The organism is Kribbella sindirgiensis, from assembly GCF_004331435.1.
GTDB classification, from domain to species: domain Bacteria; phylum Actinomycetota; class Actinomycetes; order Propionibacteriales; family Kribbellaceae; genus Kribbella; species Kribbella sindirgiensis.
Window position 1 is genome coordinate 78296 of the sequence record NZ_SJKA01000002.1, and the last position, 24039, is coordinate 102334.

At 69.3% G+C, this 24039-nt stretch carries 22 protein-coding genes; 12 read left to right on the plus strand and 10 right to left on the minus strand.

All coding sequences use genetic code 11. The features are described 5' to 3' along the window. The first annotated feature begins 188 nt into the window (after nt 1–188). The 3 genes from E0H50_RS04870 (at nt 189) to E0H50_RS04880 (ending at nt 4828) form a co-directional block, all read left to right on the plus strand. A complete protein-coding gene (locus tag E0H50_RS04870; protein ID WP_131285233.1) occupies nt 189–1412 on the plus strand; it encodes an ArgE/DapE family deacylase in 1224 nt (407 codons plus the stop codon). A gap of 12 nt (nt 1413–1424) precedes the next feature. Next, nucleotides 1425–3968 carry an ATP-binding protein gene (locus E0H50_RS04875; protein ID WP_131285235.1) on the plus strand — a complete coding sequence of 848 codons (2544 nt, stop codon included), beginning with the start codon at nt 1425–1427 and terminating at the stop codon, nt 3966–3968. A gap of 125 nt (nt 3969–4093) precedes the next feature. Then, entirely contained in the window at nt 4094–4828 is a 735-nt protein-coding gene (locus tag E0H50_RS04880; RefSeq protein ID WP_131285237.1) for an alpha/beta fold hydrolase, read from the plus strand. 48 nt (nt 4829–4876) lie between these two features. Here the strand turns inward: E0H50_RS04880 and E0H50_RS04885 are convergent, their stop codons facing one another. The 3 genes from E0H50_RS04885 to E0H50_RS04895 form a co-directional block, all read right to left on the minus strand. Continuing rightward, nucleotides 4877–6109 (minus strand): serine hydrolase domain-containing protein, encoded by a 1233-nt coding sequence (locus E0H50_RS04885; RefSeq protein ID WP_131285239.1) that lies wholly within the window; start codon nt 6107–6109, stop codon nt 4877–4879. Between the two features lie 33 nt (nt 6110–6142). Further along, a complete protein-coding gene (locus tag E0H50_RS04890; protein ID WP_131285241.1) occupies nt 6143–6811 on the minus strand; it encodes a DUF4097 family beta strand repeat-containing protein in 669 nt (222 codons plus the stop codon). A gap of 101 nt (nt 6812–6912) precedes the next feature. After that, a complete protein-coding gene (locus tag E0H50_RS04895) occupies nt 6913–7749 on the minus strand; it encodes an aminoglycoside phosphotransferase family protein (RefSeq protein WP_131285243.1) in 837 nt (278 codons plus the stop codon). A gap of 82 nt (nt 7750–7831) precedes the next feature. On the opposite strand from E0H50_RS04895, the gene E0H50_RS04900 reads away from it, so the two are divergent. The 4 genes from E0H50_RS04900 (at nt 7832) to rsgA (ending at nt 11540) form a co-directional block, all read left to right on the plus strand. Beyond that, nucleotides 7832–8563: a DsbA family oxidoreductase gene (locus tag E0H50_RS04900; RefSeq protein ID WP_131285245.1), complete on the plus strand. Its 732-nt coding sequence runs from the start codon at nt 7832–7834 to the stop codon at nt 8561–8563. 46 nt (nt 8564–8609) lie between these two features. After that, nucleotides 8610–9188 (plus strand): DoxX family protein, encoded by a 579-nt coding sequence (locus E0H50_RS04905; protein ID WP_131285247.1) that lies wholly within the window; start codon nt 8610–8612, stop codon nt 9186–9188. Between the two features lie 73 nt (nt 9189–9261). Then, entirely contained in the window at nt 9262–10530 is a 1269-nt protein-coding gene (aroA, locus tag E0H50_RS04910) for a 3-phosphoshikimate 1-carboxyvinyltransferase (protein ID WP_131285249.1), read from the plus strand. Beyond that, nucleotides 10530–11540 (plus strand): ribosome small subunit-dependent GTPase A, encoded by a 1011-nt coding sequence (rsgA, locus tag E0H50_RS04915; protein WP_131285250.1) that lies wholly within the window; start codon nt 10530–10532, stop codon nt 11538–11540. The genes aroA and rsgA overlap by 1 nt, the downstream gene beginning before the upstream one ends. On the opposite strand, the gene E0H50_RS04920 is transcribed toward rsgA, so the two are convergent. After that, nucleotides 11533–12009 (minus strand): DUF2231 domain-containing protein, encoded by a 477-nt coding sequence (locus E0H50_RS04920; RefSeq protein WP_131285252.1) that lies wholly within the window; start codon nt 12007–12009, stop codon nt 11533–11535. The genes rsgA and E0H50_RS04920 overlap by 8 nt on opposite strands. A gap of 147 nt (nt 12010–12156) precedes the next feature. Here E0H50_RS04920 and hisN point away from each other — a divergent pair, with 147 nt between their 5' ends. From hisN to E0H50_RS04935, 3 genes are read left to right on the plus strand one after another with little or no spacing between them, the layout of a single operon-like run. Further along, complete coding sequence (gene hisN, locus E0H50_RS04925; protein ID WP_131285254.1) at nt 12157–12936, plus strand: histidinol-phosphatase; 780 nt, start codon at nt 12157–12159, stop codon at nt 12934–12936. Nucleotides 12937–12967: 31 nt separating this feature from the next. Further along, complete coding sequence (locus E0H50_RS04930; RefSeq protein WP_131285257.1) at nt 12968–14251, plus strand: M16 family metallopeptidase; 1284 nt, start codon at nt 12968–12970, stop codon at nt 14249–14251. Continuing rightward, nucleotides 14248–15597, plus strand: coding sequence for a M16 family metallopeptidase (locus E0H50_RS04935; RefSeq protein WP_131285259.1), 1350 nt, complete (start codon nt 14248–14250; stop codon nt 15595–15597). The genes E0H50_RS04930 and E0H50_RS04935 overlap by 4 nt, the downstream gene beginning before the upstream one ends. 214 nt (nt 15598–15811) lie before the next feature. Here the strand turns inward: E0H50_RS04935 and E0H50_RS04940 are convergent, their stop codons facing one another. The 3 genes from E0H50_RS04940 to E0H50_RS04950 form a co-directional block, all read right to left on the minus strand. Next, nucleotides 15812–16237: a CBS domain-containing protein gene (locus E0H50_RS04940; RefSeq protein ID WP_131285261.1), complete on the minus strand. Its 426-nt coding sequence runs from the start codon at nt 16235–16237 to the stop codon at nt 15812–15814. Between the two features lie 287 nt (nt 16238–16524). Beyond that, nucleotides 16525–17172 (minus strand): response regulator, encoded by a 648-nt coding sequence (locus E0H50_RS04945; protein ID WP_131285263.1) that lies wholly within the window; start codon nt 17170–17172, stop codon nt 16525–16527. Next, nucleotides 17166–18473, minus strand: coding sequence for a sensor histidine kinase (locus E0H50_RS04950; protein WP_165546998.1), 1308 nt, complete (start codon nt 18471–18473; stop codon nt 17166–17168). The genes E0H50_RS04945 and E0H50_RS04950 overlap by 7 nt, the downstream gene beginning before the upstream one ends. Before the next feature lie 237 nt (nt 18474–18710). Here E0H50_RS04950 and E0H50_RS04955 point away from each other — a divergent pair, with 237 nt between their 5' ends. Together E0H50_RS04955 and E0H50_RS04960 are read left to right on the plus strand one after the other, a co-directional pair. Then, a complete protein-coding gene (locus tag E0H50_RS04955) occupies nt 18711–19922 on the plus strand; it encodes an MFS transporter (protein ID WP_131285267.1) in 1212 nt (403 codons plus the stop codon). A 102-nt stretch (nt 19923–20024) separates the two neighbouring features. Next, entirely contained in the window at nt 20025–20699 is a 675-nt protein-coding gene (locus E0H50_RS04960; protein WP_131285269.1) for a hypothetical protein, read from the plus strand. A gap of 27 nt (nt 20700–20726) precedes the next feature. On the opposite strand, the gene E0H50_RS04965 is transcribed toward E0H50_RS04960, so the two are convergent. From E0H50_RS04965 to E0H50_RS04975, 3 genes are read right to left on the minus strand one after another with little or no spacing between them, the layout of a single operon-like run. Next, nucleotides 20727–21554 (minus strand): carbohydrate ABC transporter permease, encoded by an 828-nt coding sequence (locus E0H50_RS04965; RefSeq protein WP_131285271.1) that lies wholly within the window; start codon nt 21552–21554, stop codon nt 20727–20729. Further along, nucleotides 21551–22492: a carbohydrate ABC transporter permease gene (locus tag E0H50_RS04970; protein ID WP_131285273.1), complete on the minus strand. Its 942-nt coding sequence runs from the start codon at nt 22490–22492 to the stop codon at nt 21551–21553. The genes E0H50_RS04965 and E0H50_RS04970 overlap by 4 nt, the downstream gene beginning before the upstream one ends. Before the next feature lie 25 nt (nt 22493–22517). Then, the gene (locus E0H50_RS04975) at nt 22518–23903 is read right to left on the minus strand and encodes an extracellular solute-binding protein (RefSeq protein WP_131285275.1); all 1386 of its coding nucleotides are present in this window, start codon (nt 23901–23903) and stop codon (nt 22518–22520) included. Nucleotides 23904–24039 lie beyond the last annotated feature (136 nt).

Genomic DNA, 24039 nt, shown 5'->3' on the forward strand with positions numbered 1-24039 from the left:
GACTGCGGACCAGGGTCATCGGCCTGCTCCAGGCATCAATCAGCACCAGCCGATTGCACCGACCCACAGGATGGGTTTTTCCATCCTCGCGGTCGGAACGCCGCTCGCAGTCCCGCCGAACTACCTCTGTTGGCGGGCCGGACAGCACCTCCGCAGCGTGAGAGCAGGAACGGTGGTATTTCTGAACGGTGACCGGTGAGATCGAGCGGGCAGTACTGGACGCGATCGACGACGAGCGGATCGTCGCGGAGTTGCGGGAGCTGGTGCGGATTCCGAGTGTGGACGGGACCGCGGCCGAGGTCGACGTACAGGCGTGGTGTGCGGACCGGCTGAAGGCGCTGGGGCTGGCCGTGGATCACTGGCGCCTCGAGCTCGCGGCCGACGATCCGGGCTTTCCCGGGATGGAGGTCGAGCGCGACGAGGCGTGGGGCTGCGTCGGCGTACTGGGCGGCGATGCGACGCCGGGGCTGATCCTCAACGGGCATGTCGACGTGGTGCCCGGCGGCACGTTCGACGCCCGGATCGAGGACGGCGTGATGTGGGGCCGCGGGACGTGCGACATGAAGGGCGGTGTCGCGGCCGTCCTCGGTGCGGTGGCGGCGATCGTTGCCGCGGGCATTCGGTTGCGCAAGCCGCTCGCGGTGCACACGGTGATCGGTGAGGAGGACGGCGGCGCCGGCGCGTTCGCGACGCTGCGCCGCGGTCATCGCGGCGAGGCGTGCCTGATCGCGGAGCCGACCGCGGGAACGGTCATCCCCGCGAACGCCGGCTCGCTCACCTTCCGCCTGGAGGTGCCGGGCCTGGCCACCCACGGTTCGACCCGCAGCCGCGGGGTGAGTGCGATCGAGAAGTTCACCGTCATCCAGACCGCGCTGCAGGAGCTCGAACGCGAGCGCAACCGCGACCCGCATCCGCTGCTCGCCCACCTCGACCTCGCCAACCCGCTGTCGGTCGGCACCATCGCGGGCGGCGACTGGGCGAGCACCGTGCCCGACCGGCTGATCGCCGAAGGCCGGTACGGCGTACGCCTCGGTGAAACCGTCGCGGACGCCCGGACTGCTTTCGAGGATGCAGTCGCGGCGGCCTGTGCGAAGGACGAGTGGCTGAGTGAGCACCCGGTCGCGGTCAGCTGGCCGGGTGGCGAGTTCGCCTCCGGACTGCTGCCCGAGGGCGACCCGCTGCTCACCGACACCCTCCAGGCGGTGTCCGACGCGGGCGGTGCGGTGGCCGCGGTGCGAGGTGCGCCGTACGGGTCCGATCTGCGGCAGTACGCCGCCGCGGGCATCCCCACGCTGCAGTACGGGCCGGGGGACGTCCGCTACGCCCATGCTGCGGACGAGCACGTCGTACTGGCCGACGTACTGCACGCCGCGCGTGTGTATGCCCTGCTGGCTGTACGTCGCTGCGGTTGATACAAATCCACCATGGTGCCGCTGCGGGGACGGTCTGAGGAGCTCGGCAAGCTCCTGGATGCACTGCGGTCGGCAAGCAACGGGCAGGCCTCGCTGGCTGTGGTGAGCGGTGAGCCCGGGATCGGCAAGTCGGCACTGCTCGCGGCCGCTGTGGAGCAGGCCGAGCGGCAGGGGTTCCTGGTGGCGAGTGCGACCGCTCACCAGAACGACAACATCAGTCCGCTCGCGTCACTCGCACCTGCGCTCCGGGCCGGTGCGGCGCCGCTGATCGACACAGACCAGTTCCTGGAGCTGGCTACCCTCAACGCCCAACCGCTCTGGCTTGCGGAACGTCTGGCCGACCTCATCGGCCGCCGGCTGGCCGGTGTCCGCGCGCTGATCGTGCTGGACGACGCGCAGTGGTCCGACCCGCTCACCGCGTTCGTCCTGCAGGTGGTGATCGCGCGTCTCCCCGCGGCGCACCTACTCTGGCTGCTCGGCACCCGTCCGAGCCCCGGTGGGACGACCGACCGGCTCATCGAGGCCGTCGACGTTCCGGTACGCCGTATCTCGCTCGAGCCCCTCACCGCGGAAGCGATCCAGGACCTCGCGGCGGACCGTCTGAACCACCCGGTCGACCCGTCGCTCGCGGTGCAGCTCGCTAGTGTCCAGGGCATCCCGTTCCTGGCGGAGCAGCTCATCGCAGGCCTGTACCTCAGCGACAGCGACCTGTCCGCGGGTCTGGTCGAGGGCGTGCGCCGTCGTACCGGCGAGCTGTCCGAGGCCAGCCGGGACCTGGTCCGTACGGCCGCTGTCTTCGGCAGCGAGTTCCGCCTCGAAGACGTCGCCGTCCTGATGGCCACACCGATTGCGCGACTCGCCGCACCGCTGGAGGAGGCGATCCAGGCCGGTCTGCTCGCGGACGCCGGCTCGGTACTGCGTTTCCGTCATGAGCTCCTCCGGTCCGCCGCACTGGCCGACGTACCGCCGTCGGCCCAGCGGGCGCTGCACGGCGCGATCGCGAGCCAACTGATGTCCGCAGGGCGTGGTGCGGCCGCTGCTGCGCCGCATGTCCTAGCGGTCGCGCAGGCCGGCGACACGACTGCGGTCGCGACCCTGCGAGAGGCTGCGCGGGACCTGCTGGCGACCATGTCGACCACGGCCGCCGAGCTGATCCAGGAAGCGTTCGACTTGACCCGTGTGGACGATCCGCTCCGCGCTGAGGTCGGTGTGGAGGTTGTGAGCGTTCTGCTGGCCGCGTGGCAGTACGACCGCGCCAAGGCCTTCGCCGACGACCTGCTCAGCGGTACGGCTCTCTACCACGGACCGATCGCGCCGGATCTTCAGGCGACGATCCGGCTGCACCTGGCTCCGCACCGGCGGCTCGACGTACAAGAGCTCACTGTCCCGGGCGCTGCGCCCCACCTGTCCGAACGGCTCGCCGCCCACCGCGCACTGGCTCTGGGCACACCGGGAGCAGCAGCTGACCCAATCGCGCAGTCGCTGCACCAAGTAGCAGCGGCTGAGCAGGCACAGGCTGAGGGGAGGTACGCCGACGCCCGCGAGCTGTACGCCGCAGCGCGCCAGACGGAACCTGGTCTGGGGAGCTTGCCGCCCACGCTGGTCGAAGTAGGCGAGCTGTACTGCCGCGCCGAGTCAGACGACCTGTCCGCCGCGTTGGAGCGTGTGAGGGAGTTGATGACGGCAGGGTCCTCCTGGTCCGCTCCACAGCTCGCTGTGCTGCATGCGCGGCTCGCGTACGCGTCCGGCAATCTGCAGGAGGCAGAGGATGCAGCACACGCCGGTCTGCGCTGGATGGACCAGTTGCACGACCAGTCACTCGCCCCAGCAGCGGACCAGGTACTGGCGCTCGTCGCCCTGCTGCGCGGGCACCTGACCCAGGCGCGCAAGCTGGCCGGCAGCGATCCGACGATCACTGCGCTGCTGGCGATAGCGGACGGCGATACCAAGGCAGTCAGCCGGCTGGCCGCGGCACCACAGGACTTCCCGGAGCGTAGCGGCGTACTGCTGCAAGCCAATGCGGTGGACGAGCTGTCGCAGTCGGCAGCAAGCCGCGGAGCGCTCGCGGTGGTGGCAGCGGGCGACGACATCGACCAGTTGGCTGCAGCGATGGAGATCGTTCGTACGACGCAGCGGCCGTTGCTGCTCGCTCAGGCCGAGGAGCGCTACGGCCGGGCCGCTCTCGAGGCAGGTGATCGCAAGACCGGCGTACTGGCTCTGGAGCGAGCACTCGACAGTCTGACGGCTATGGGCGCGACGGCTCCGGCCGGGCGGATTCAGGCGGTGCTGCAGGCGGCCGGGGTACGTCGACGTCGCTGGGCCGCCGTACCGCCGCGGGCTCAGGAAGGCTGGGAGGCGCTGACGCCGATGGAGCGGCGGGTCGCGCTGCTCGTCGCCGAGGGGCACACGAACCGGTCGGCGGCGGAGGAGCTGGTGGTGTCGGCCAGCACGGTCGGAACCCATCTGCGGGCCGTGTTCGGCAAGCTCGGGGTGAATTCGCGGGTGCAGCTCACCCGACTGGTGCTGGAACGGTTCGCCCCTCCCCCGAACACATGAGATTTGGGTGCACCAACCCCCTCGACCGGGTCTGACAGCCCGCCCAGGTTCAGGTGTTCGCTCGATCCGCCGGAGCGGCCCTGAGCGGTTTCCTTCTAGCAAGCAACCACGAAGGGAACAGCAAGATGTCCAACGAGACCCCCACAGTCGTCCTGGTCCACGGCGCGTTCGCTGAGAACAGCAGCTGGTCCGGTGTGATCGCCGAGCTCACCGGCCGCGGTATCCCGGCGATCGCAGTCGCCAACGAGCTGCGCGGCCCTGCCCTCGACGGCAGCCGGGTCGCCGCTCAGGTCCGGGAGATCGACGGCCCTGTCGTCCTGGTCGGGCACTCGTACGGCGGTGCCGTCATCAGCGCCGCCGCCAACCAGGCCGAGAACGTCTCCGCACTCGTCTACGTCGCCGCCTTCGTCCCGGAGGAGGGCGAGAGCCTGCAGGACCTGCTCGGGAGCTTCCCGGCCAACGACTTCGCGTCCGGCCTCGTCCCGCACCAGCTGCCCACCGGCGACGGCGCCGAGGAGACCTGGCTGAGCATCGACCGGTCCAAGTTCCAGGCGCTGTTCGCGGCGGACGTCGAGGACGCGGAGCAGCTCGGCCGGACGCAGCGGCCGATCGCCGCGGTCGCGTTCGAGGAGAAGTCCGGCGCGGCGAGCTGGAAGCGCCTGCCGGTCTACGACCTGGTCGCCACCGGTGACGAGGCCATCCACCCGGACGGCCAGCGCACGATGGCGGCCCGCGCGAACGCCACCACGATCGAGGTCGACGGCTCGCACGCGGTCGCCGTCTCGCAACCGAAGGCCGTCGCCGACTTCATCGCGACCGCCGTCGAGGCAGTCGGCTCCAGCGGGACCGGTACACGCTGAACACGACGTCGGCCGGACCGCAGCGAGCGGTCCGGCCGATGTGCGTTCTCAGTCCTCGAGAGACTGGTAGAGCGTGGTCCAGAAGTCGTTGTGGAGCTGGATCGCGGACGGCACGGTCGTACCGACCTGGGTGAGCACGATGCCGACGACCTGGTTGACGGGGTCCGCGTACGTCGACGTACCGGAGCCGCCGTCCCACCCGAACTGGCCGACCGGCGCGTAGTCGCCCCGGTAGGTGCGCACGGCCATCCCGTAGCCCCAGCCGCCCTGCTGGCCCTGGCCGAACGAGATGTGCACGTTGTCCCGGGCCAGCGTCTCCCGGGCCGCCAGGACCTCCGGCGTGAGGCTGTTGGAGGTCATCAGCTCCACTGCGGGCCGCGACAGGATCCGCTCACCCTGGTGGACACCGTGGTTCAGCAGCATCCGGAAGTACGCGTGGTAGTCGTCGGCGGTGGAGTTCAGCCCGCCGCCGCCGCCCTGGAACGCCGGCGGAGCGCTGTGCCGGCCGCCCTCGGCCTCGTCCCACACCTGGAACTCCCCGGTCGCCGGGTCCGGCGCGTACAGCGGTGGCAGCCGGTGCAGCTGGTCGGCGGGAACGGAGAACCCGGTGTCCTTCATTCCCAGCGGCCCGAAGACCCGCTCCCGCAGGAAGTCGTCGTACGACTGACCGGAGATCCGGGATACCAGGACGCCGATCAGGTCGCTGCTGATCTGGTACTGCCAGCGCTCGCCCGGCTGGTACATCAGCGGCAGGGTGCCGAGGCGCCGCATCCACTCGTCCTGCTCGGGCATCGGCACCGGCCCGTTGGGCGTGATGCCCTGCTCGAACAGCGCGCCCATGATCGGCGTACCGATCATCGTCATGTCCATGCCGAGCCCGAACGTCGACGTCAGGACGTCCCGGACGGTGATCGGCCGCTTGGCCGGCACGGTGTCGTCCACCGCGCTGTCGATCCGCTTCAGCACCTGCCGGTCGGCGAGCTCGGGCAGCCACTGGTCGACGGTGTCGTCGAGCCGCAGCCGGCAGTCGTCGAGCAGCACCATCGCCGCCGCGACCGAGACCGGCTTCGACGTCGAGGCCATCCGGAAGATCGTGTCCCGCTGCATCGGCGCGCCGCCCTCGTGGCGCATCGTGCCGAGCGTCTCGACGTACGGCTCACCGTCGCCGCGGCTGACCAGCGCGACGACGCCGGGGATCTTCCCGGAGTCGACGTGCCGAGCCAGTACGTCGTGCAGTCGGCGCAACCCGGCCTCGGTGAAGCCGGAGGGAGTCGTTGACATGGTGGTGCTCCTTGTCTTGGTACGGATCGCAGGTCAGAGACCACGGGCGACGATGTCGCCGACCGAGGTGGTGGCGTGGATGGTGAGCTCCGCGGCGGCGCCCTCGGTGTTCTTGAGCGCGTTGTCGATCCGGCCGGTGGCGGTGCCCGCGTTCAGCGTCGCCGAGGACCCGGCGGCCGCGCCGATCTCCACGTCGCCGACATCGGTGCGCAGGACGAAGTCGCCGCGGACCGCCTCGGCGATCCGGATGTCGCCCTTGCTGGTGCGGATCTCCGCGGTGCCGTTCAGGCGGCCGACCGAGACGTCACTGGCGGACGAGGTGATCCGGGCGCTCGCGACGTCCTCGAGGTCGATCGCACCCTGCGCGCTGTCGACAGTGACGTCACCGAGGCGTCCGGCGGCCCGGATCTCGGCGCTGGCCGCCTTGACCTCGGCCTGGGACCCGGCCGGCAGCTGCACCGTCACCGCGACGGCGCCGGACGGCCCGAAGTACTGGTTCTTGGCGACGACCGTGATCCGCAGGACGCCGTCAGCGTACTCGACCGTGGTCGCCTCGGCCGCCTTCACGTCGCGGCTCTTCGCGGCGTTCGCCGGCAGCACCTCGACGATGGTGTCGGCGCCGTCGCCGGCGGTCAGCTGGATGCTTCCGGCGGGGATGTCCAGCACTGCGGAGATCGGCTCGGGGGTGGTGAAGTTCGGCATCGTGGTGCCTTCCTGGTGTGTTCGTTCGGTTGATGACACCAAGATCCAGGCCGGCACTGACACGGAACCGCCGCGGCCCTGACACGGCCGCTGACGCCGAATCAGAGGATTCGGTCGAGGGCCTCCCGCCCGATCGGGCCCCAGTGGGTCTTCCCGCCCGGAATGCCCTTCTCGCCGTTGATGCCCATCGCGATCAGGAACAGCGCACGCGTCACGGCCCAGCCGCGCGCCCGGCGTACGGTCGCCTCGTCCGCTCCGTAGGCGTCGAGGAAGCGCTCAGGCTCCGGGAGCAGGATCCAGGCGGCCGCGAGGTCGTTCGCCGGGTCGCCGGAGCCGATCTCCTCGAAGTCGACGACGCCGGCGAGCGTGCCGTCGGCAACGACCACGTTCGCCGAGTGCAGGTCGCCGTGCAGCCACACCGGCGCCCCGTCCCACTTGGGTGCCGCGAGCGCGTCCTCCCAGACCGCACGGATCTCGTCGGCGCGGCCGACGTACGCCTGCACCTCGTCGAAACCGGGGCTCGGCGCGAGCGTGCTCCGTTCGCTGACCGGCGCGCCGGCCGGCGGCTCGGTGTGCAGCGCCTTCAGGAAGTCCGCGAGTACGTCGGCAGCGGCCGGATCCGTGATCGGCGCATGGTCCGCTGGCTCTCCGTGCACCCAGGTGGTGATCAGCCAGTTCCGCGGAAAGCTGTCGGACGGGGCGACGAGGTGCACTGGAGTCGGCACCGGCAACGGGAGCTGGTGTGCGAGCTCAGGCAGCCACTGGTGTTCTTTGCGGAGCATCTCGGGTGATCCGTGATCGCGGGGCAGTCTGACGGCCAGGTCGTCGCCCAGGCGCCACATCTGGTTGCCCCAGCCGCCGATGACCTCCTTCAGCTCCAGATCCGCGAGGTTGGGGTGGTGCTCTTTCAGTAGGGTCCGCACGAGTTCGTCGTCCATTTTCCGATCCACGGCTCGTCAGACGCGTCACACCGCCGGCTGGTTGGGAATAGGTCCACAGAACGGACAGTTGCCGACAGTTATGCGCATTGATGTGTGGTCCGACGTCGTCTGCCCCTGGTGCTACATCGGGAAGCGGCGGCTCGAAGAGGCTCTCGCGGACAGTGGTGAGAGCGCCGAGATCGTCTGGCACAGCTTCCAGCTGGACCCGTCGTCGACGAACGACGACCCGCGGGACCTGCCGACCCGGCTGGGCGAGAAGTACGGTCGCGGCCGCGAGTGGGGCGTACAGGCGAACGCCCACGTCACCGAGGTGGCGGCCGAGGTCGGGCTCGAGTACCACCTGGACCAGGCGAAGTCGGTGAACACCGTCGACGCGCACCGTCTCCTCCACCTGGCCCGCGACCTCGGGGACGCCGGTGAGGTGCCCGCGGACACGCAGGGCCGGCTCAAGGAGCGTCTCCTCAAGGCCTACTTCACCGACGGCCTCCCGGTCGGTGACCACGCCACGCTGACCGAACTGGCCACCGAGGTCGGCCTCCCTGCCGAGCGGGTGCTTGAGGTTCTCGCGGGGACGACGTACACCGACGACGTCGCCGCGGACCAGGCGCAGGCCCTGGCGTACGGCGCCAACGGCGTACCGTTCTTCGTCATCGACGAGAAGTACGGCGTGAGCGGCGCCCAGCCCGTCGACGTCTTCAAGGAAGCACTGCGCCGGGCGAACGCCGACCGCAAGCCGGTGACGCTCATCACCGCACCCGGCGCGACCGACCAGGACGACCCGACTTGCGGGCCGGACGGATGCGCCATCTAAGTCGTGGGTACCGGGTGATCTACGGAACGTGGTGTATCAAGGAGGTATGACTGTCGTGCGCGCACTGGCCAGGCCGTTGCTGTCCGTCATTTTCGTCGTGCAGGGTGCGAACGCGATCCGCAACCCCGAGCCGCTGGTTCCCAAGGCGCAGCCGGTGACCGACCGGATGGTGCCGATGGTGAAGAAGGTCGCCCCGCCGCAGGTGAGCGACCGGATTCCCGACACGACCGCCAACCTGGTCCGGCTGAACGGTGCGGTGCACGTGCTCGGCGGCCTCGCGCTGGCCAGCGGCAAGGGCCGCAGGCTCGGTGCGGGGCTGCTGGCCGCGTCGCTGGTTCCGACGACCCTCGCCGGCCACCCGTTCTGGCTGGAGAAGGACAAGACCGTCCGCAACCAGCAACGCATCAACTTCATGAAGAACCTGGGCATCCTCGGCGGTCTGCTGCTGGCCGCTGTCGACACCGAGGGCAAACCCGGGGTCGCCTGGCGCGCCACGCACGGCGCCAAGGCGGCAAAGCGCGAGACCAAGCGCGGCGCGAAGGCCGCCAAGCGCGAGGCGAAGGAACTGGCCCGCGAGGCGAAGCACGCGGCGAAACTCGCGAAGGCGGAGCTGCACCTCGGCTGACGCCGTCCCCGGGCGGCTGGAGCGCGCCCATGCCCTAGGCTCAGAGCAGGTAGAGACTGAGCTGAGGAGTGGGATGAGCGAGCAGGGCTGGCCGGCGCCGCGGGTCGATGGAGCGGTGAACGGTACCGTCACGGTGCCCGGATCGAAGTCGATCAGCAACCGTGCGCTCATCCTCGCCGCGATCTCGGACGGCCCGTCGCACCTGACCGGCCTGCTCGAGGCCCGCGACACCTCGTTGATGCGATCCGCCCTCGTCTCGCTGGGCGTAGGAATCACCGACAGCGGTACGACGGTCACCGTCACCCCGGGCTCGCTCAAGGGACCGGCGAACGTCGACTGCGGTCTGGCCGGCACCGTGATGCGGTTCGTCCCACCGGTGGCCGCGCTGGCCGACGGCGTGGTCGCGTTCGACGGCGACGAGTACGCGCGGGAGCGGCCGATGGGCGTCATCCTGGGCGCTCTGCGAACCCTCGGCGTACAGATCGACGACGGCGGGACCGGCCGGATGCCGTACTCCGTGTCCGGCACGGGCTCGGTGCGCGGCGGCAAGGTGACGCTGGACGCGTCCGGGTCGAGCCAGTTCGTGTCCGCGCTACTGCTGGCCGGCGCGCGGTACGACGAGGGCGTCGACATCCGGCACGACGGGAAGCCGGTGCCGTCGCAGCCGCACCTGGACATGTCGGTGGCGATGCTGCGGGAACGCGGCGTCACGGTCGACGACGCGGAACCGAACCGCTGGGTCGTTGCTCCTGGCCCCATTCGGGCGCTGGACACCGCGATCGAGCCCGACCTGTCGAACGCGGCGCCGTTCCTGGCCGCGGCCGTCATCACCGGCGGCTCCGTCACCGTCACCGGATGGCCCGCGGAGACCACGCAACCCGGTGGCCAGCTGCCGGAGATCTTCACGCGCTTCGGCGCCGACGTGACGCTCGGCACCGACGGTCTGACCGTTCGCGGCTCCGGACGGGTGCAGGGCTGCGACCTCGACCTGAGCGAGGTCGGCGAGCTGACGCCGGTGATCGCCGCGGTGGCAGCGTTCGCCGACGGACCGTCGTACCTGCGCGGGATCGCGCACCTGCGCAACCACGAGACCGACCGGCTGGCGGCGCTCGAGACCGAGTTCAACGCGCTCGGCGGGGACGTCACGCAGCTCGACGACGGACTGGCGATCCGGCCGAAGTCCTTGCAGGGCGGGCTCTTCCACACCTACAACGACCACCGGATGGCGCACGCCGCCGCCGTCCTCGGCCTGCTCGTCGACGACCTGCGGATCGAGAACATCGGCACCACGGCGAAGACCTTGCCCGCGTTCCCCGAGATGTGGTCTGGGCTCGCCGGCTGATGTCGCGGTACGACGAGGAGGCCAAGTACGACCGTCCGAAGCGCCGGACCCGGCCACGGACCAAGGACCGCCCCTCGTACGACAGCGCCGCGATCGGGTTCGTGTTCACCCGCGACCGCGGGCGCTACGCCTGCTGGGTCGACGACACGGACGGCGGCCGCGAGGTGACCGCGATGAAGGCCCGGCAGCTCGGCCGCACCGGCGTGATCGTCGGCGACCGGGTGAAGCTCGACGGCAACGCGAGCGGCGACGAGGGCTCGCTGGCCCGCATCGTCGAGGTTCTCCCCCGGACGACGCTGCTCCGCCGCTCGGCCGATGACGACGACCCGGTCGAGCGGCCCCTGGTCGCGAACGCGGACCAGCTCGTCATCGTCGTCGCGGTCGCGAACCCGGAGCCCCGTACCGGGTTGATCGACCGCTTCCTGGTCGCGGCGTACGACGCCGGGATGCGGCCGCTGCTCTGCCTGACGAAGACCGACCTTGCCGACCCGGACCCGCTGCTCTCGATCTACCGCCCGCTCGGCGTCGAATCGGTGGCAACCCACCAGAACGGCGACCTGAGCAAGCTCCGTGAGCAGCTCGACGACCGGACGAGCGTTCTGGTCGGCCACTCGGGTGTCGGCAAGTCCACGCTGGTCAACGGCCTGATCCCGGGCGCGGACCGGGCGATCGGCGTCGTCAACGAGGTGACCGGCCGCGGTCGCCATACGTCGACGAACACCCTGGTCCTGCGCCTGCCCGAGGGCGGCTGGATCATCGACACCCCCGGTATCCGCTCCTTCGGCCTGGCCCACGTCGATCCGGAACAGCTGATCCACGCCTTCCCGGATCTCGCCGAGATCGCCGAAACCTGTCCCCGGGGCTGCACCCACACCGCCGACGCCCCGGACTGCGCGCTGGACGAGGCGGTGGCCGCCGGCCGCGCCGACGCCGCCCGCGTCGACTCCTTCCGCCGGCTACTGGCCTCCCGCGAAGGCCGGGAGCTGCGCGAGACCGAGGAACCTACTTAGCCGGCAGCTGGCCGTCCCAGACCGCCTTCGCGCCCGCGTCGCCGGTGCGGATGGTCTGCCAGATGACCAGTACGCCGATCACGACGACGGCGGCCTGGGTCAGCAACTCGAGCGGCCGGCTCTTCGTTGCCTTGTCACCCTTGATGCCGGCCAGCAGCAGGAAGGCGGCGACGGCAACGACCGCGAAGATCAGGCAGTACCAGAACAGCAGGTCGCCGCGCTTCGCGTGCAGCTCGACGGCCTTCGCCAGCGTCGGTACGGCGGCCACGAAAGCCTCGCCGCTCTCCTTCGCGACGTACGCGCAGACGAGTGTCCCGACGCCGAGGATCAGCGCCGGCCAGCGCAGCAGCCGCCGCCACCGCGGCACCACGGCGAAGGCGATCAAGGTCAGCGCCGCCACGGGCAGCAGCACCACGGTCAGATGGATCACCAGCACGTGCAGCGGCAGGTCCCCGAAGCGCTCGAACATGGACAGCCTCCATGGCAGTCGTGTGACGTGATCAGACACTAATGGCACGTTCAACGACTGCCTTTGGTTCAATCCGGACCGCAATCGATCTGCAACTGATCCCGGACACCCGGTCCGCTCAGGAGCGGTTCAGGCTAGCCTTCCGGCATGCCTTCGCACACGGATGACCTGCGGCTCGCCCACATCCTGGCCGATGACGCGGACTCGACCACGATGGACCGCTACAAGGCGCTCGACCTGCACGTGGCCACGAAGCCCGACCTCACCCCGGTGAGCGAGTCGGACAAGAAGGTCGAGGACGTGATGCGCAAGACGCTCGCCCGGGCCCGTCCCCGGGACGCGTTCGTGGGCGAGGAGGACGGCACCACCGGCTGGGGCGTCCGGCGCTGGGTGGTCGACCCGATCGACGGCACCAAGAACTACATCCGCGGCGTCCCGGTCTGGGCCACGCTGATCAGCCTGATGATCGAGGACCAGGTCGTCGTCGGCGTGGTCTCCGCCCCCGCCCTCGGGAAGCGCTGGTGGGCGTCGTACGGCGACGGCGCCTGGACCGGCCGCGCGCTGCACTCCTCGCAGCCGTGCCGGGTCAGCGACGTGAGCAAGATCGAGGACGCGTCGCTGTCGTACGCCTCGCTCAAGGGCTGGGAGAAGATCGGCAAGAAGAACCAGTGGGCGGATCTGATGGACTCGGTCTGGCGGACCCGTGCGTACGGCGACTTCTGGTCGTACATGCTGGTCGCGGAGGGCGCGGTCGACATCGCCGCCGAGCCCGAGCTCAACCTGTACGACATGGCCGCGCTGGCGATCATCGTCGACGAGGCGGGCGGCACGTTCACCTCCGTCGAAGGCGCCCCCGGCCCCAACGGCCCGAACGCCGTCGCCACCAACGGCCGCCTGCACGACGAAGTCCTCAAACGTCTCGAGTAGCCGGGTTTCGCGACCACGTATGGTGGCCGGTATGCCCTTGACGTACCCCATCGCGGAGCAGACGCTCGACAACGGCCTCCGGGTCGTCGTGAGCTCGGATCGCGCCGTCCCGATCGTCGCCGTCAACCTCTGGTACGACGTCGGGTCGCGCCACGAACCACCGGGCCTGACCGGGTTCGCGCACCTCTTCGAGCACCTGATGTTCCAGGGGTCGCGCAACGTCGCGTCCGGTCAGCACTTCAGTCTGCTGGAGACCGCCGGCGCCAGCCTGAACGCGAGCACCTTCTTCGATCGCACCAACTACTTCGAGTCGCTGCCCAGCGGCGGTCTCGACCTCGCGCTCTGGCTCGAGGCGGATCGGATGGGCTACCTGCTCGACGCGGTCAACCAGGAGAACCTGGTCAACCAGCGTGACGTGGTCAAGGAGGAGAAGCGGCAGTCGTACGACAACCGTCCGTACGGCGACTCCTACGAGCGGCTCGTCCGGCTCGCGTTCCCCGAGGGCCACCCGTACGCGCATATGACGATCGGCTCGATGGCCGACCTGGACGCCGCCTCCGTGGAGGACGTCCACGCCTTCTTCCGGAAGTACTACGGGCCGAACAACGCCGTCCTGACGATCGTCGGCGACGTGTCGGAGGAGGACGCGTTCGACGCCGCCAAGCGGTACTTCGGCCACCTGCCCGCGATTCCCACGCCGCCGCCGGCGCCGGACGGGACGATCGGCCCGATGACCGACGTACGGCGTGACGACGTGGAGTCCGACGTACCGTCCGACCTGATCACGATGATGTTCCGGCTGCCGGTCGACGGGACGCCGGAGCTCGACGCGGCCGGGCTCGCGCTCGACGTCCTCGCCGCGGGGCAGAGCGGCCGGTTGAACCGGCGGCTGGTCCGCGACGAGCAGATCGCGCAGTCGGTGTCCGGTGGCGCGCTGCCACTGATCGGCGGAGTGTCGTTCGGGACGCTGACCGGGATCGCGTCGGACGGGATCGACCTGCAGAAGGTCGAGGACGCGCTGCTCGAGGAGATCGAGAAGCTGGCCGCGGACGGTGTCACCGCAGACGAGCTGGCCACGGTGCAGGCGCAGGCCGAGCGGGACTGGCTCGAGCAGCTGGCGACCTGTGCGGGTCGTGCCGACGAGATCTCGCACCACGCGTTGCTGTTCGGCGATGCGAACCGGATCAACACGCGCATCGACCAGGTGCAGGCGGTGACCGTCGAACAGGTCCAGGCGGCCGCGCGGAAATGGATCCGCGCCGAGGGGCGTGTGCAGGTCACGTACCGCCGTACCGAGTCGGAGGAGCAGGAATGAACCAGGTTCTGACGACCCCGCCGGCTGTCGGCGCGCCGCGTCCGTGGAAATTCCCGGAGGCGGTGACTACGCGGACCAGCGTGGGTGCACCGGTGCATGTTTTCGACCGTCCGGGACAGTACGTCGCCACCGTCCGGGTCACGATCGCGATGCCGCTGATCGCCGAACCGCGGGAGCTCGAAGGCGTCGCCACGATCATGTCGCGGACCCTCGACGAGGGCACCGAACTGCATTCGGCCAACGAGTTCGCCGCCGCACTGGAACGGCACGGAGCGGCGTACGGCGTGGATGTCAGCTCGGACGCTCTGCACGTGGAGATCTCGGTGCCGGTGTCGCACCTCGCGCCGGCGGTCAAGCTGCTGGCAGAGGCGATCACCCGGCCCGCGTTCAACCAGGCCGACGTCGGGCGGCACGTGACGATCCGGCTCGGCGAGATCAACCAGGAGCGGGCCAACGCCGGGTACCGGGCGCGGGAAGCGTTCTCGGCGCACCTGTTCGACCCGTCGACGCGGCGGTCGCGGCCGACCGCGGGCCGGCCGGACACGATCCGTCCGCTGACCCATACCGAGGTCGCCGAGTTCTACCGGAACAACATCGGCCCCGAGCGGGCCGAGATCCTCTTCGCCGGTGACGCGACCGGCGTCGATGTCGCCGGCATCATCGACGCGGCGTTCAGTGGCTGGACGTCGTCCGCCGGTACGGCGCTGGAGACGCCGGAGCCGATCTACCTGCTGGGCAACCGGGTCGTGCTGGTCGATCGGCCGGGCTCGGTGCAGAGCCAGCTGCTGATCGGGTGCGCCGGTCCGGACCGGCGGGACCCGTCGTGGGGTGCGGCCGCGGTCGCGAACCACGTCGTCGGCGGAACGATCACCTCCCGGGTCGACACCGTGCTGCGCGAGGAGAAGGGGTACACGTACGGGACGCGGACCAGCTTCGCGGCTCCCCGCAAGGGCGGGACCTTCAGCCTCGGCGGCGCCGTACGGACCGAGGTCACCGGCGCCGCGATCGGGGACGCGCTCCGGATCCTGCGGGAGGCCCGCGACGGGCTCACCGAGCAGGAGGTGCAGGAGGCGAAGGACAGCCTGATCCGCACCGCGCCGCTGCGCTACGAGCAGGCCGACTCCGTGGCCCAGCAGGTCGGCAGCAACATCGCGAACGGCGTACCGATCGACTTCGCCGACACGTACCTGACCACCATCGCCGCCACCACGGCCGCCGAGGCGACCGAGGCCTACCGCAAGTACGTCGGCACCGACGGGCTGCTCGTGGTCGTGGTCGGGGAAGCCAAGGACGTCCGTCCTCAGCTCACGTCCCTCGACCTCGGCGACCTGATCGAGGTCAGCTGAGCTCCAGGTCCTGTCTGGTGGTCCAGCGCCGTAGCGAGGAGGTGCTCGGTGCGGTAGCTCGGCGTGCGGGGGCGAAGGTCTCGATGCGGAGCATCGTGGCCTTTGCACCCGTGCGGCGAGGTGCCGTGCCGAGTGCCCCGCAGTAGGCGATGGATCACCAGACAGGACCTAAGTCCTCTGCCCCGGGAACGGCCGGGGCAGAGGACCCACCCGGTCAGCTGCTGATGTAGTTGGAGAGCTGCTGGGTTTCGAACTCGAGTTCGCCGATCCGGGACTTGACCACGTCACCGATGCTGACCAGGCCGGCAAGGTTGCCGTCGACAACGACCGGGACGTGCCGGATCCGGCGGTCGGTCATCAGCCGCATGAGGTTGTCGATCAGGTCGTCCGGGGTGCAGGTGTGCACCTCCGAGGTCATGATCGCGCTGACCCGGACCTGGCCCGCGTCCGGCGTACCGTTCCAGAGCCGGACGATGTCGCGCTCGGAGACGATGCCGTCCACCGACGCTCCGTCCGCGCTGACCACGACCGCACCGATGTTGCGTTCGGCCAGCAGCGTGAGCAGTTCGGTGACAGTGGCTTCTGGGGAGATGGTGACGACCTGGTTGCCCTTACCGCGCAGTACGTCATTGATCTTCACGGAGCCTCCTGCAAGTTCGAAGGACCAATACCCCAAGGTACCGGCATTCCCCCGGTCACCCCCAGTGACAACGACGGACAACCGTCGGCCCCGCGGCCGCACGCCGGCGGCGTTTAGCTGTTTGAACGCTCAAGTTGGCGCTCGGGGGTGGTTCTCCGGCCGTTCGCTACTTAGGGTGATCGCAGAGCGTGTGCGCGGAGGGGTGCACACGGTCGATCGGGAGGGTACCGATCGTGGGGGCGGTGAAGAGGGGGGATCGCCCGCACGGTCGGCACCTCGCAGATTCCTCAGCGCTCGTCCTTCAGCAGGTCGATCGCGGCCTGGCGGTCCTTGACCCGGAGTTTGCGCAGGACGGACGAGATGTGCACGCGGACCGTCGTCGGCGAGAGGAACAGACGCTGGGCGACCTCCTCGGTCGTGAGACCTTCACCGAGCAGCCCCATCACCTCCCACTCGCGGGACGTCAGCAGCGCCGCCTTCGTCCTCCGGACCGTGCGCCGGCGCCCCGGTTCCCGGAACTCGTCGAGGATGCGCGCGACCAGCGATCGCGGGATCGCCGCCTCCCCCGACAGCACGCCGCGCAACGCCGCCGGCAACCGGCCCGGATCGGTGTCCTTCAGCAGGTAGCCGGACGCCCCCGCGCGGAGCGAGTCGAACAGGTCGTTGTCGTCGCGGGACACGGTGAGCATCACGATCGCGATCTCCGGCAGCAGCCGGGCGACCTCCGCGGCCGCCCGGATCCCGCCGCCGGGCATGTGGATGTCGAGCAGTACGACGTCCGGCCGGTGCTCCTCGGCGAACCGGACGGCCTGCGGCCCGTTGGCCGCCTCGGCGCAGACCTCGAACCCACCCGCCTCCAGCGCCTGCCGGATATGCGCTCGAAGCTGCGGGTGGTCGTCGGCGATCACCACCCGGCTCGGTTCCGCGTTCACCACCTGACCACCACCGTCGTCCCCTCGTCCGGTCGCGAGGCCAGGTCGAAGGTCCCGGGCAGCGCCTCCGCACGCTCCCGCATACTGATCAACCCGAAGCCTGTCCGCGATCCCCCCGGGTCGAACCCGGCCCCGTCGTCGGAGATCCGCAGCCTGCTGTCCTCGCCGTCACGACCCAACTCGACCCTGACCCGATCCACCTTGCCATGCCGGACCGCGTTCAGGACGCCTTCCCGGGCGATTCGGACCAGGGAGTGGCGCTGCGCGCGGTCGACCACGATCGACTCGTCGAGTTCGAGATCCAGCGTCACGCCGTACCGCTGGGCCAACTCCTCGACCGCCCGGTGCAGCACGAGACCGAGGGGTTCGTCGTCCGACCGGCCGAGGGCCTCCAGCATCTGCCGCGCCTCGTCGAGGGCACGGTCGCTGGCACCCAGGATCCGGTCGACGCGCGGACGATCGTCGAAGGCCGAGAGCTCGGAGCGGATGTAGCCCAGCTCCTGCAGTACGCCGTCGTGCATCTCGCGGGCGAGCCGTCGCCGGTCCTCGGCCACCGCTGCCTCCGCCAGCAGCGCCCAGTGCCGGCTGATCTCACGGCCCGCTGCGACGAGCAGCAGCAGGTACGACCCGGTGCGCAGCACGCTGCCGGAGTACAGCCAGTCCTCGCGCGCCGGAGGAAACACCAGGTAGTTCAGCCGCGCGAACGCACCCACCGCGCAGGCGGGGCCGAGCCAGCGCAGCAGTACGTCGTCCCGGCTGCGGGCCTGCAGCGTGAAACCGACCGCGGCCACAGCGAAGCAGGTAAGCGTCACGAGCTGCGGCAGCAGGGGCGCGTTCGTGGTGGAGAACTCCGGCAGCGAATCCTTCCGCCAGTACATGACCGCGCTGATCACGAACACCACCGCGACGACCGGCGCCAGTGCCCAGTGCCGCCAGCCGCGCCGGCGTGCCTGGCGGTCCGGGACGAGGGCCGAGGCGGCGATCAGCAGCGTCCCGACGATCCGCAGCGCCGGCGGCAGCCAGTTGCCGAACTCGCCCACCGGCTCGTTCTTCGCGAGCGTCACGCTCAGCACCGCGTTCGCCGTACCGAGAACCGCCAGTCCCTGTAACAGGAGAAGGTCCTGCCAGGTGTTGGTACGCCGGAAACGCCCGTAGACGAGGTACGCGAGCAGGAGCGCGACACAGCCGTTGACGGTCTCGAGCACCAGGACCGCCTCCGGGCTCTGGTACCCGAACTCGCGCTCCCACCGCCCCACCGCGACAGCCGCCGCAGCCAACCCGGCAACGAGCAACGCCAACGTCACGCTTCCCCGTGCCGCCCAAAATCCCCTCAGACGCCCCCTCACAACTACCGACCGTACGCCGATCCCCCACACACAGAAAACACTCCGCCCGCCCACCGAACGCCGCACCAAGCTGCGGAAGACGACGTGGGAGGTCGAGTTGAGTATGCGGTTGGCAGACAAGCCGGATATTCCCCCGCGGGAGACCCACGGGAGACCGTAGGATCTGCTGGTTCGTCGGGCGGTGAGGGGGATGCGGTGACTTGGCGGCAGGACCTCGCCGTACTGCGGCATCGCGACGTCCGGGTCTTCGTGTCCGCGCGGTTCATCTCGATTCTCGGGTCCGCGATCGCACCGGTGGCGTTGGTGTTCGCCGTACTGGACGTGTCACATTCGGCCAGTGCGGTCGGGACCGTGCTGGCGGCGCGGAGCATCCCGAACATCGTGTTCCTGCTGATCGGCGGCGTGATCGCCGACCGGCTGCCGCGGCACCTGGTGCTGGTCGCGGCGAACACGATCAGCGGACTCACCCAGGGACTGGCCGCGACACTCGTCCTCACCGGGCACGCGACGATCTGGCAGCTCGCGGCGATCGAAGCGGTCAACGGGGTGGCGGCCGCGTTCGTGATGCCCGCGATGACCGGGATCCTGCCGTCGATCGTGGACCGCGCCGAACTCCCCCAGGCCAACGCGATCGCCGGGTTCGCGCGCTCGGCGGCGATGATCGGCGGCGGCGCGGTCGCGGGCGTGATCGTCGGGCTGACCGGTCCCGGCGTCGGACTCGCGGTCGACGGCGTGACGTTCCTGATCGGTGCGCTGTTGCTGTCCCGCCTGACGATCCCGCGGATCGAGCGCGCGGCGAGCTCGGTGCTGACCGATCTGCGGGAGGGCTGGAAGGAGTTCGCGTCCCGGCAGTGGGTCTGGGTGATCGTGCTCGCGTTCGCGCTGCTCAACCTGATCTTCACGGCCTGCTACCAGGTCCTCGGCCCGGTGATCGCGGACCGCACCTTCGGCCGGGCCGGCTGGGGTGTGGTCAGCGCCTGCTTCGGCGCCGGACTCATCGCCGGCGGCATCGTCATGCTCCGCCTCAAACCGCGCCACCCGATCCGTACCGGGATGCTCGGCATGCTCCTCACGGTCCCGGTGATGCTGTGCCTCGCGCTGCTGCCCCAGCTCTGGGCGATGGCGATCGCGGCGTTCGTCCTCGGGATCGGCTTCGACGTCTTCGGGATCGGCTGGGAGACCGCACTCGGCCAGCACGTACCCATCGACAAGCTGTCGCGCGTGGCGTCGTACGACATGCTCGGCTCCTTCATCGCCGGGCCGATCGGCCAACTCACGGTCGGGTACGTCGCCGTCGCGATCAGCGCGAAAGCCGTCGAACTGTACGGCGCCGCGCTCTTCGTCCTGATCACGCTCATCGCGCTCGTCGTCCCGTCCGTCTGGAACCTGCGGCGGGTGGACGGATGACCTTTGGTGGGTAGACGTCCGAGATGCTGGGTTTGCGCACCGGATCACGGCCGTAAACCCAGCATCTCGGACGCCTACCCACGAAATGCGTAGTGTGGGTGCGTGAGCTCAATCGTGCCTGGACCTCAGAAGAAGATCGGCGAGGAGATCGACGCTGCTCGCTCCGGCGCCAAGCCGCTCGACGCGAGTGCGCTCAACGCGACGGCGCCCCGTCAGGAGGAGCTGACCGGTTTCGACGACTGGCCGGAATCGCTGCGCGCGGCGATCGAGGCGGAGCACGCACGCGTCGCCGCGCTCGACTCGAACCGCCGCCGGACCGCCGACAAGGCCGTACCCGAGCTCGTCCACTGCCTCGACGCGCTCCTGGACGAGATCGCCGCCCGCCTCCAGTCCGACAAACCCCGTCTCTTCGGCAAGGCAACGCCTGCCGCCGAACCGTCCGCCGAGGTCGCGGAACTGTTGGGCATCCCAGCTGACGAGCTCGACCAGCCGTCAGGTCGAGGCGAGCACCGTATGGCGCTACGCACGATCAAACTGCTCCGCGGTCAGCTGAAGGATCTCGAGACAACCCCCGACCACTCCCGCCTGACCCGCCTGGCGACCTTCACCATCCGCCTGGCCCTGGTAGTCGAAGCCGCCCCGGAATCCGCCACCACCCTGGCCCCGATCGCCCTGTCCCGCTTCACCCAAGGGGTCTCCGACTTCCAGTGGGAAACGACCTTCGCGGACAAACTCAGGTCCTGGCAGCAAGCCCGCAACACCCTCACCACCAACTGACCCAACCCGCCCGCCGTGGTGAAAGGTTCAGCCCTTGATGGCGCCACCGAGGGCGAAGGCGCCGCCCAGTTTGCGGCTGAGGAGGAGGTAGAGGAGGAGTACAGGGGTGGTGTAGATGAGGGAGTACGCCGCCAGCTGCCCGTAGTTCGGTTCGCCGTACTGGCCGAAGAACGTGAAGATGCTGACCGACGCCGGCAACCGCTCCGGGGACAGCAGCAGCATGAACGGGACGAAGAAGTTGCCCCACATGCCGATGAAGGTGAAGATCAGCACGACCGCGATCCCCGGCCACATCAACGGCAGCACGATCGCCCGCAGCGCGCGCATGTTCCCGGCGCCGTCGACCCAGGCCGCTTCCTCCAGCGACAGCGGTACGCCGTCCATGAACGTCTTCGTCAGCCAGATCGCGAAGGGCAGCGCCGAGGTCGCCATGAACATGATCGTGCCGCCGATCGTGTCGACCAGGTTCAGCTGCACGAACAGCCCGTACACCGGCACCATCACCGCGGTGATCGGCAGCCCGGTGCAGAACAGCACCGTGAGCAGGAACGGCCGGTTGAACCGCGTCCGGAACCGCGACAGCGGGTACGCCGCCAGCACCGCGCAGACCATCGTCAGCAAGGCCGCCCCGCCGCACAGCACGATGCCGTTCAGCACCGGCCGGTACGTCGTGTCGGTGTTCAGCACCGCCTTGAAGTTCCCGAGCGTCGGATGCGTCGGGAACTCGACCCGCAGCCCCGCCGTCCGGTTGATCGACGCGAACAGCACCCACAGCAGCGGAAGCACGAACAGTACGCCGATGGCCAGCAGCACCAGGTTCGATGCGAGCTTGCTCATCTTGTCCCGGGCGATCACGCTGCCTCCGAATTCAGTCCACGCAGGTAGATCAGCGAGAAGACCGCGCCGATCGCCAGCATCACCAGGGCGATCGCGGTGCCGTAGCCGATCTGGGAGAAGCTGAACGCCTGCTCGTACATGTACAGCGGCAGCGTCTGGCTCTTGGTGCCCGGGCCGCCGCGGGTCATCGCGAAGATCAGGCCGAACACGCTCAGCGTCTGCAGCGTGATCAGCATCAGGTTGGTCATGATCGCGCGGCTGATCATCGGCAGCGTCACGAACAGCAGCCGTCGCCAGCCGCCCGCGCCGTCCATCTCGGCGGATTCCTCGATCTCCTTGGGAATCTCGCTCAGGGCGGCCGAGTAGACCAGCATCGAGAACGCCGTACCGCGCCAGATGTTGGCCAGCGACACCGCGATGATCGGTGCCGCGTACAACCAGTCCTGACCGGGCAGGCCGACCGCGTGCAGCATCACGTTCAGCGTGCCCTCGTCGTTGAAGAACGCGCTCAGCAGGTACGCCGCGACCACCTCGGGCAGCACCCACGCGCCGATCACCGCCGTACCGACGAAGTTCCGGACCAGCTTCGTGGACTTGCGCATCAGCAGCGCGAGACCGAGGCCGAGGCTGTTCTGGCCGATGATCGCGGAGATCAGCGTGAACACCAGCGTCAGCCAGATCGCGTTCGTGAACGCGCCGCTGGAGAACGCCTTGCGGAAGTTGTCCAGCCCGACGAACTTCACGTTCGCCGCGCCGGTCCCGGTCAGCGCCATGTTGGTGAACGCGGCGTACACGCAATAGATGATCGGGCCGGCCAGGAAGACCAGCATCAGTCCGATGGCCGGCGACAGCGGCAGCATCCGGATCAGCTTGGCGGCCCGCGGTTTCCCGCCCCCTCCGGACGTCTTGCCGGAGGGAGCGGGAGTGGAGGCCGTGGGGGCGACAGTCGTCGTCACAGGCAAGGTTCCTTCGTCGGTTCGGCTACTGGCCCGAAGTCGTCTTGTCCTTGCCGACGATGCCTTCGACCGCTTCGTCGTAGTTCTTCGCCGCCTTGTCCGGAGTCGACTGCCCGGTCATCACGGCTTCCATCGCGGTGATGATCTCGTTCGAGACCTTCGGGTACTCCGCGAACGCGGGCCGGTACACGGTCACCGACACCAGGTCGGTGAAGAACTGCGTGCTCTTCGCCGAGTTCTTGTAGGTGGCATCCGCGGCGACGTCCTTGCGTACGGCGATCTGCGCGCCGTCGGTGGCGTACTTGGTCGCGTTCTTCTGCGTCTGCAGGGTCTTGATCAGGTTCCAGGCCGCGTCCGGGTTCTTGGACTTGGCCGGGATCGCCCAGGTCCAGCCGCCGGAGAGGCTGACCTTGCCCTTGCCGCCGCCGTCCTGGGTCGGCATCGCGGTCTGGCCCATCACCTCGGTCCACTGCGGCCACGGCTTCGCACCGGTCTTCTGCCAGTTGCCGTAGATCCAGGAACCGTCCAGCGCGATGCCCAGCTTGCCGCCCGGCAGCAGCTCGGTGCCGACCTTGCTGCCCATGTTCGGGTCGAGCGCCTGCTTCGGCGACGGCGCGAGGCCCTCGGTGTAGATGGTCTTGATGAAGTTCAGCGAGTCCTTGAAGCCCTGGCTGCCGACGACCCACTTCTGCTGCTCGTTGTTGTACAGCGTGTCCTTGGTGCCGTAGAGCAGCATCTCGAAGCCCTGCATCGCGGACGCCTCACCCATCGGCTTGCCCGAGTACACGTTCATCGGGATCACGCCGGGGACCTTCTGCTTGATGGTCCGCGCGGCGCTGAGGACGTCGTCCCAGGTCTTCGGCTGCCAGTCGGCGGGCAGGCCGGCCTTCGCGAAGATCTGCTTGTTGTACCAGAGCGCGCGGGTGTCGGTGCCGTCCGGTACGCCGTACGTCTTGCCGTCGAGCGCCTTCGCCGCGCCCTTCGCGGTGTCCTGGAACTGGCCCCACTGGTCCCACTTGTTGATGTAGTCGTCGAGCGGCTTCAGGTAGCCGGCGGTGATGTCGGAGTTGATCAGGAAGGTGTCCTCGTAGACCACGTCCGGCGCGGTGTTCGGCGACCGCATCATCAGCTGCAGTTTGGTGTAGTAGTCGTTCTCCGAGGCAACGATCGGCAGGATCTCGACCGTCGAGCCGGGATTCGCGGCCTCGTACTCCGACTTCACGCCGGTGAGGAAGTTCTTCATCACGACGCCCGGGCCCCACTGCTGGTACGCGATCTTGATGTGCGCGGGACCGGAGCTCTGCGAGCCGCCGGCATCCGGCTGCTTGGTCGTCGACCCCTGGCTGCAGGCCGTCACCGCGAGCAGCAGCGCGCCGGCCACGGCGGCTACTTTGAAACGTTTCCTAGACATCATTCAGGTCCACCTTCGGGCAATCGTTGTCATGCCGGTACCACGACCCAAACCCTGCGGGCTTTCCCGTGACCGTAGGAGCCTTGCTCGACCGAAGTCAATGCTTGACAGACAACGTTGTCGCGGCAGGTATGCG

Coding starts and splice junctions, on each gene's coding strand:
- E0H50_RS04920 (WP_131285252.1), bottom strand. CDS start 12,009: ATGTTCGAGCGCTTCGGGGACCTGCCGCTGCACGTGCTGGTGATCCAT.
- E0H50_RS04930 (WP_131285257.1), top strand. CDS start 12,968: ATGCCCTTGACGTACCCCATCGCGGAGCAGACGCTCGACAACGGCCTC.
- E0H50_RS04895 (WP_131285243.1), bottom strand. CDS start 7,749: ATGGACGACGAACTCGTGCGGACCCTACTGAAAGAGCACCACCCCAAC.
- E0H50_RS04880 (WP_131285237.1), top strand. CDS start 4,094: ATGTCCAACGAGACCCCCACAGTCGTCCTGGTCCACGGCGCGTTCGCT.
- aroA (WP_131285249.1), top strand. CDS start 9,262: ATGAGCGAGCAGGGCTGGCCGGCGCCGCGGGTCGATGGAGCGGTGAAC.
- E0H50_RS04900 (WP_131285245.1), top strand. CDS start 7,832: ATGCGCATTGATGTGTGGTCCGACGTCGTCTGCCCCTGGTGCTACATC.
- E0H50_RS04905 (WP_131285247.1), top strand. CDS start 8,610: ATGACTGTCGTGCGCGCACTGGCCAGGCCGTTGCTGTCCGTCATTTTC.
- E0H50_RS04935 (WP_131285259.1), top strand. CDS start 14,248: ATGAACCAGGTTCTGACGACCCCGCCGGCTGTCGGCGCGCCGCGTCCG.
- E0H50_RS04885 (WP_131285239.1), bottom strand. CDS start 6,109: ATGTCAACGACTCCCTCCGGCTTCACCGAGGCCGGGTTGCGCCGACTG.
- rsgA (WP_131285250.1), top strand. CDS start 10,530: ATGTCGCGGTACGACGAGGAGGCCAAGTACGACCGTCCGAAGCGCCGG.
- E0H50_RS04975 (WP_131285275.1), bottom strand. CDS start 23,903: ATGTCTAGGAAACGTTTCAAAGTAGCCGCCGTGGCCGGCGCGCTGCTG.
- E0H50_RS04875 (WP_131285235.1), top strand. CDS start 1,425: ATGGTGCCGCTGCGGGGACGGTCTGAGGAGCTCGGCAAGCTCCTGGAT.
- hisN (WP_131285254.1), top strand. CDS start 12,157: ATGCCTTCGCACACGGATGACCTGCGGCTCGCCCACATCCTGGCCGAT.
- E0H50_RS04890 (WP_131285241.1), bottom strand. CDS start 6,811: ATGCCGAACTTCACCACCCCCGAGCCGATCTCCGCAGTGCTGGACATC.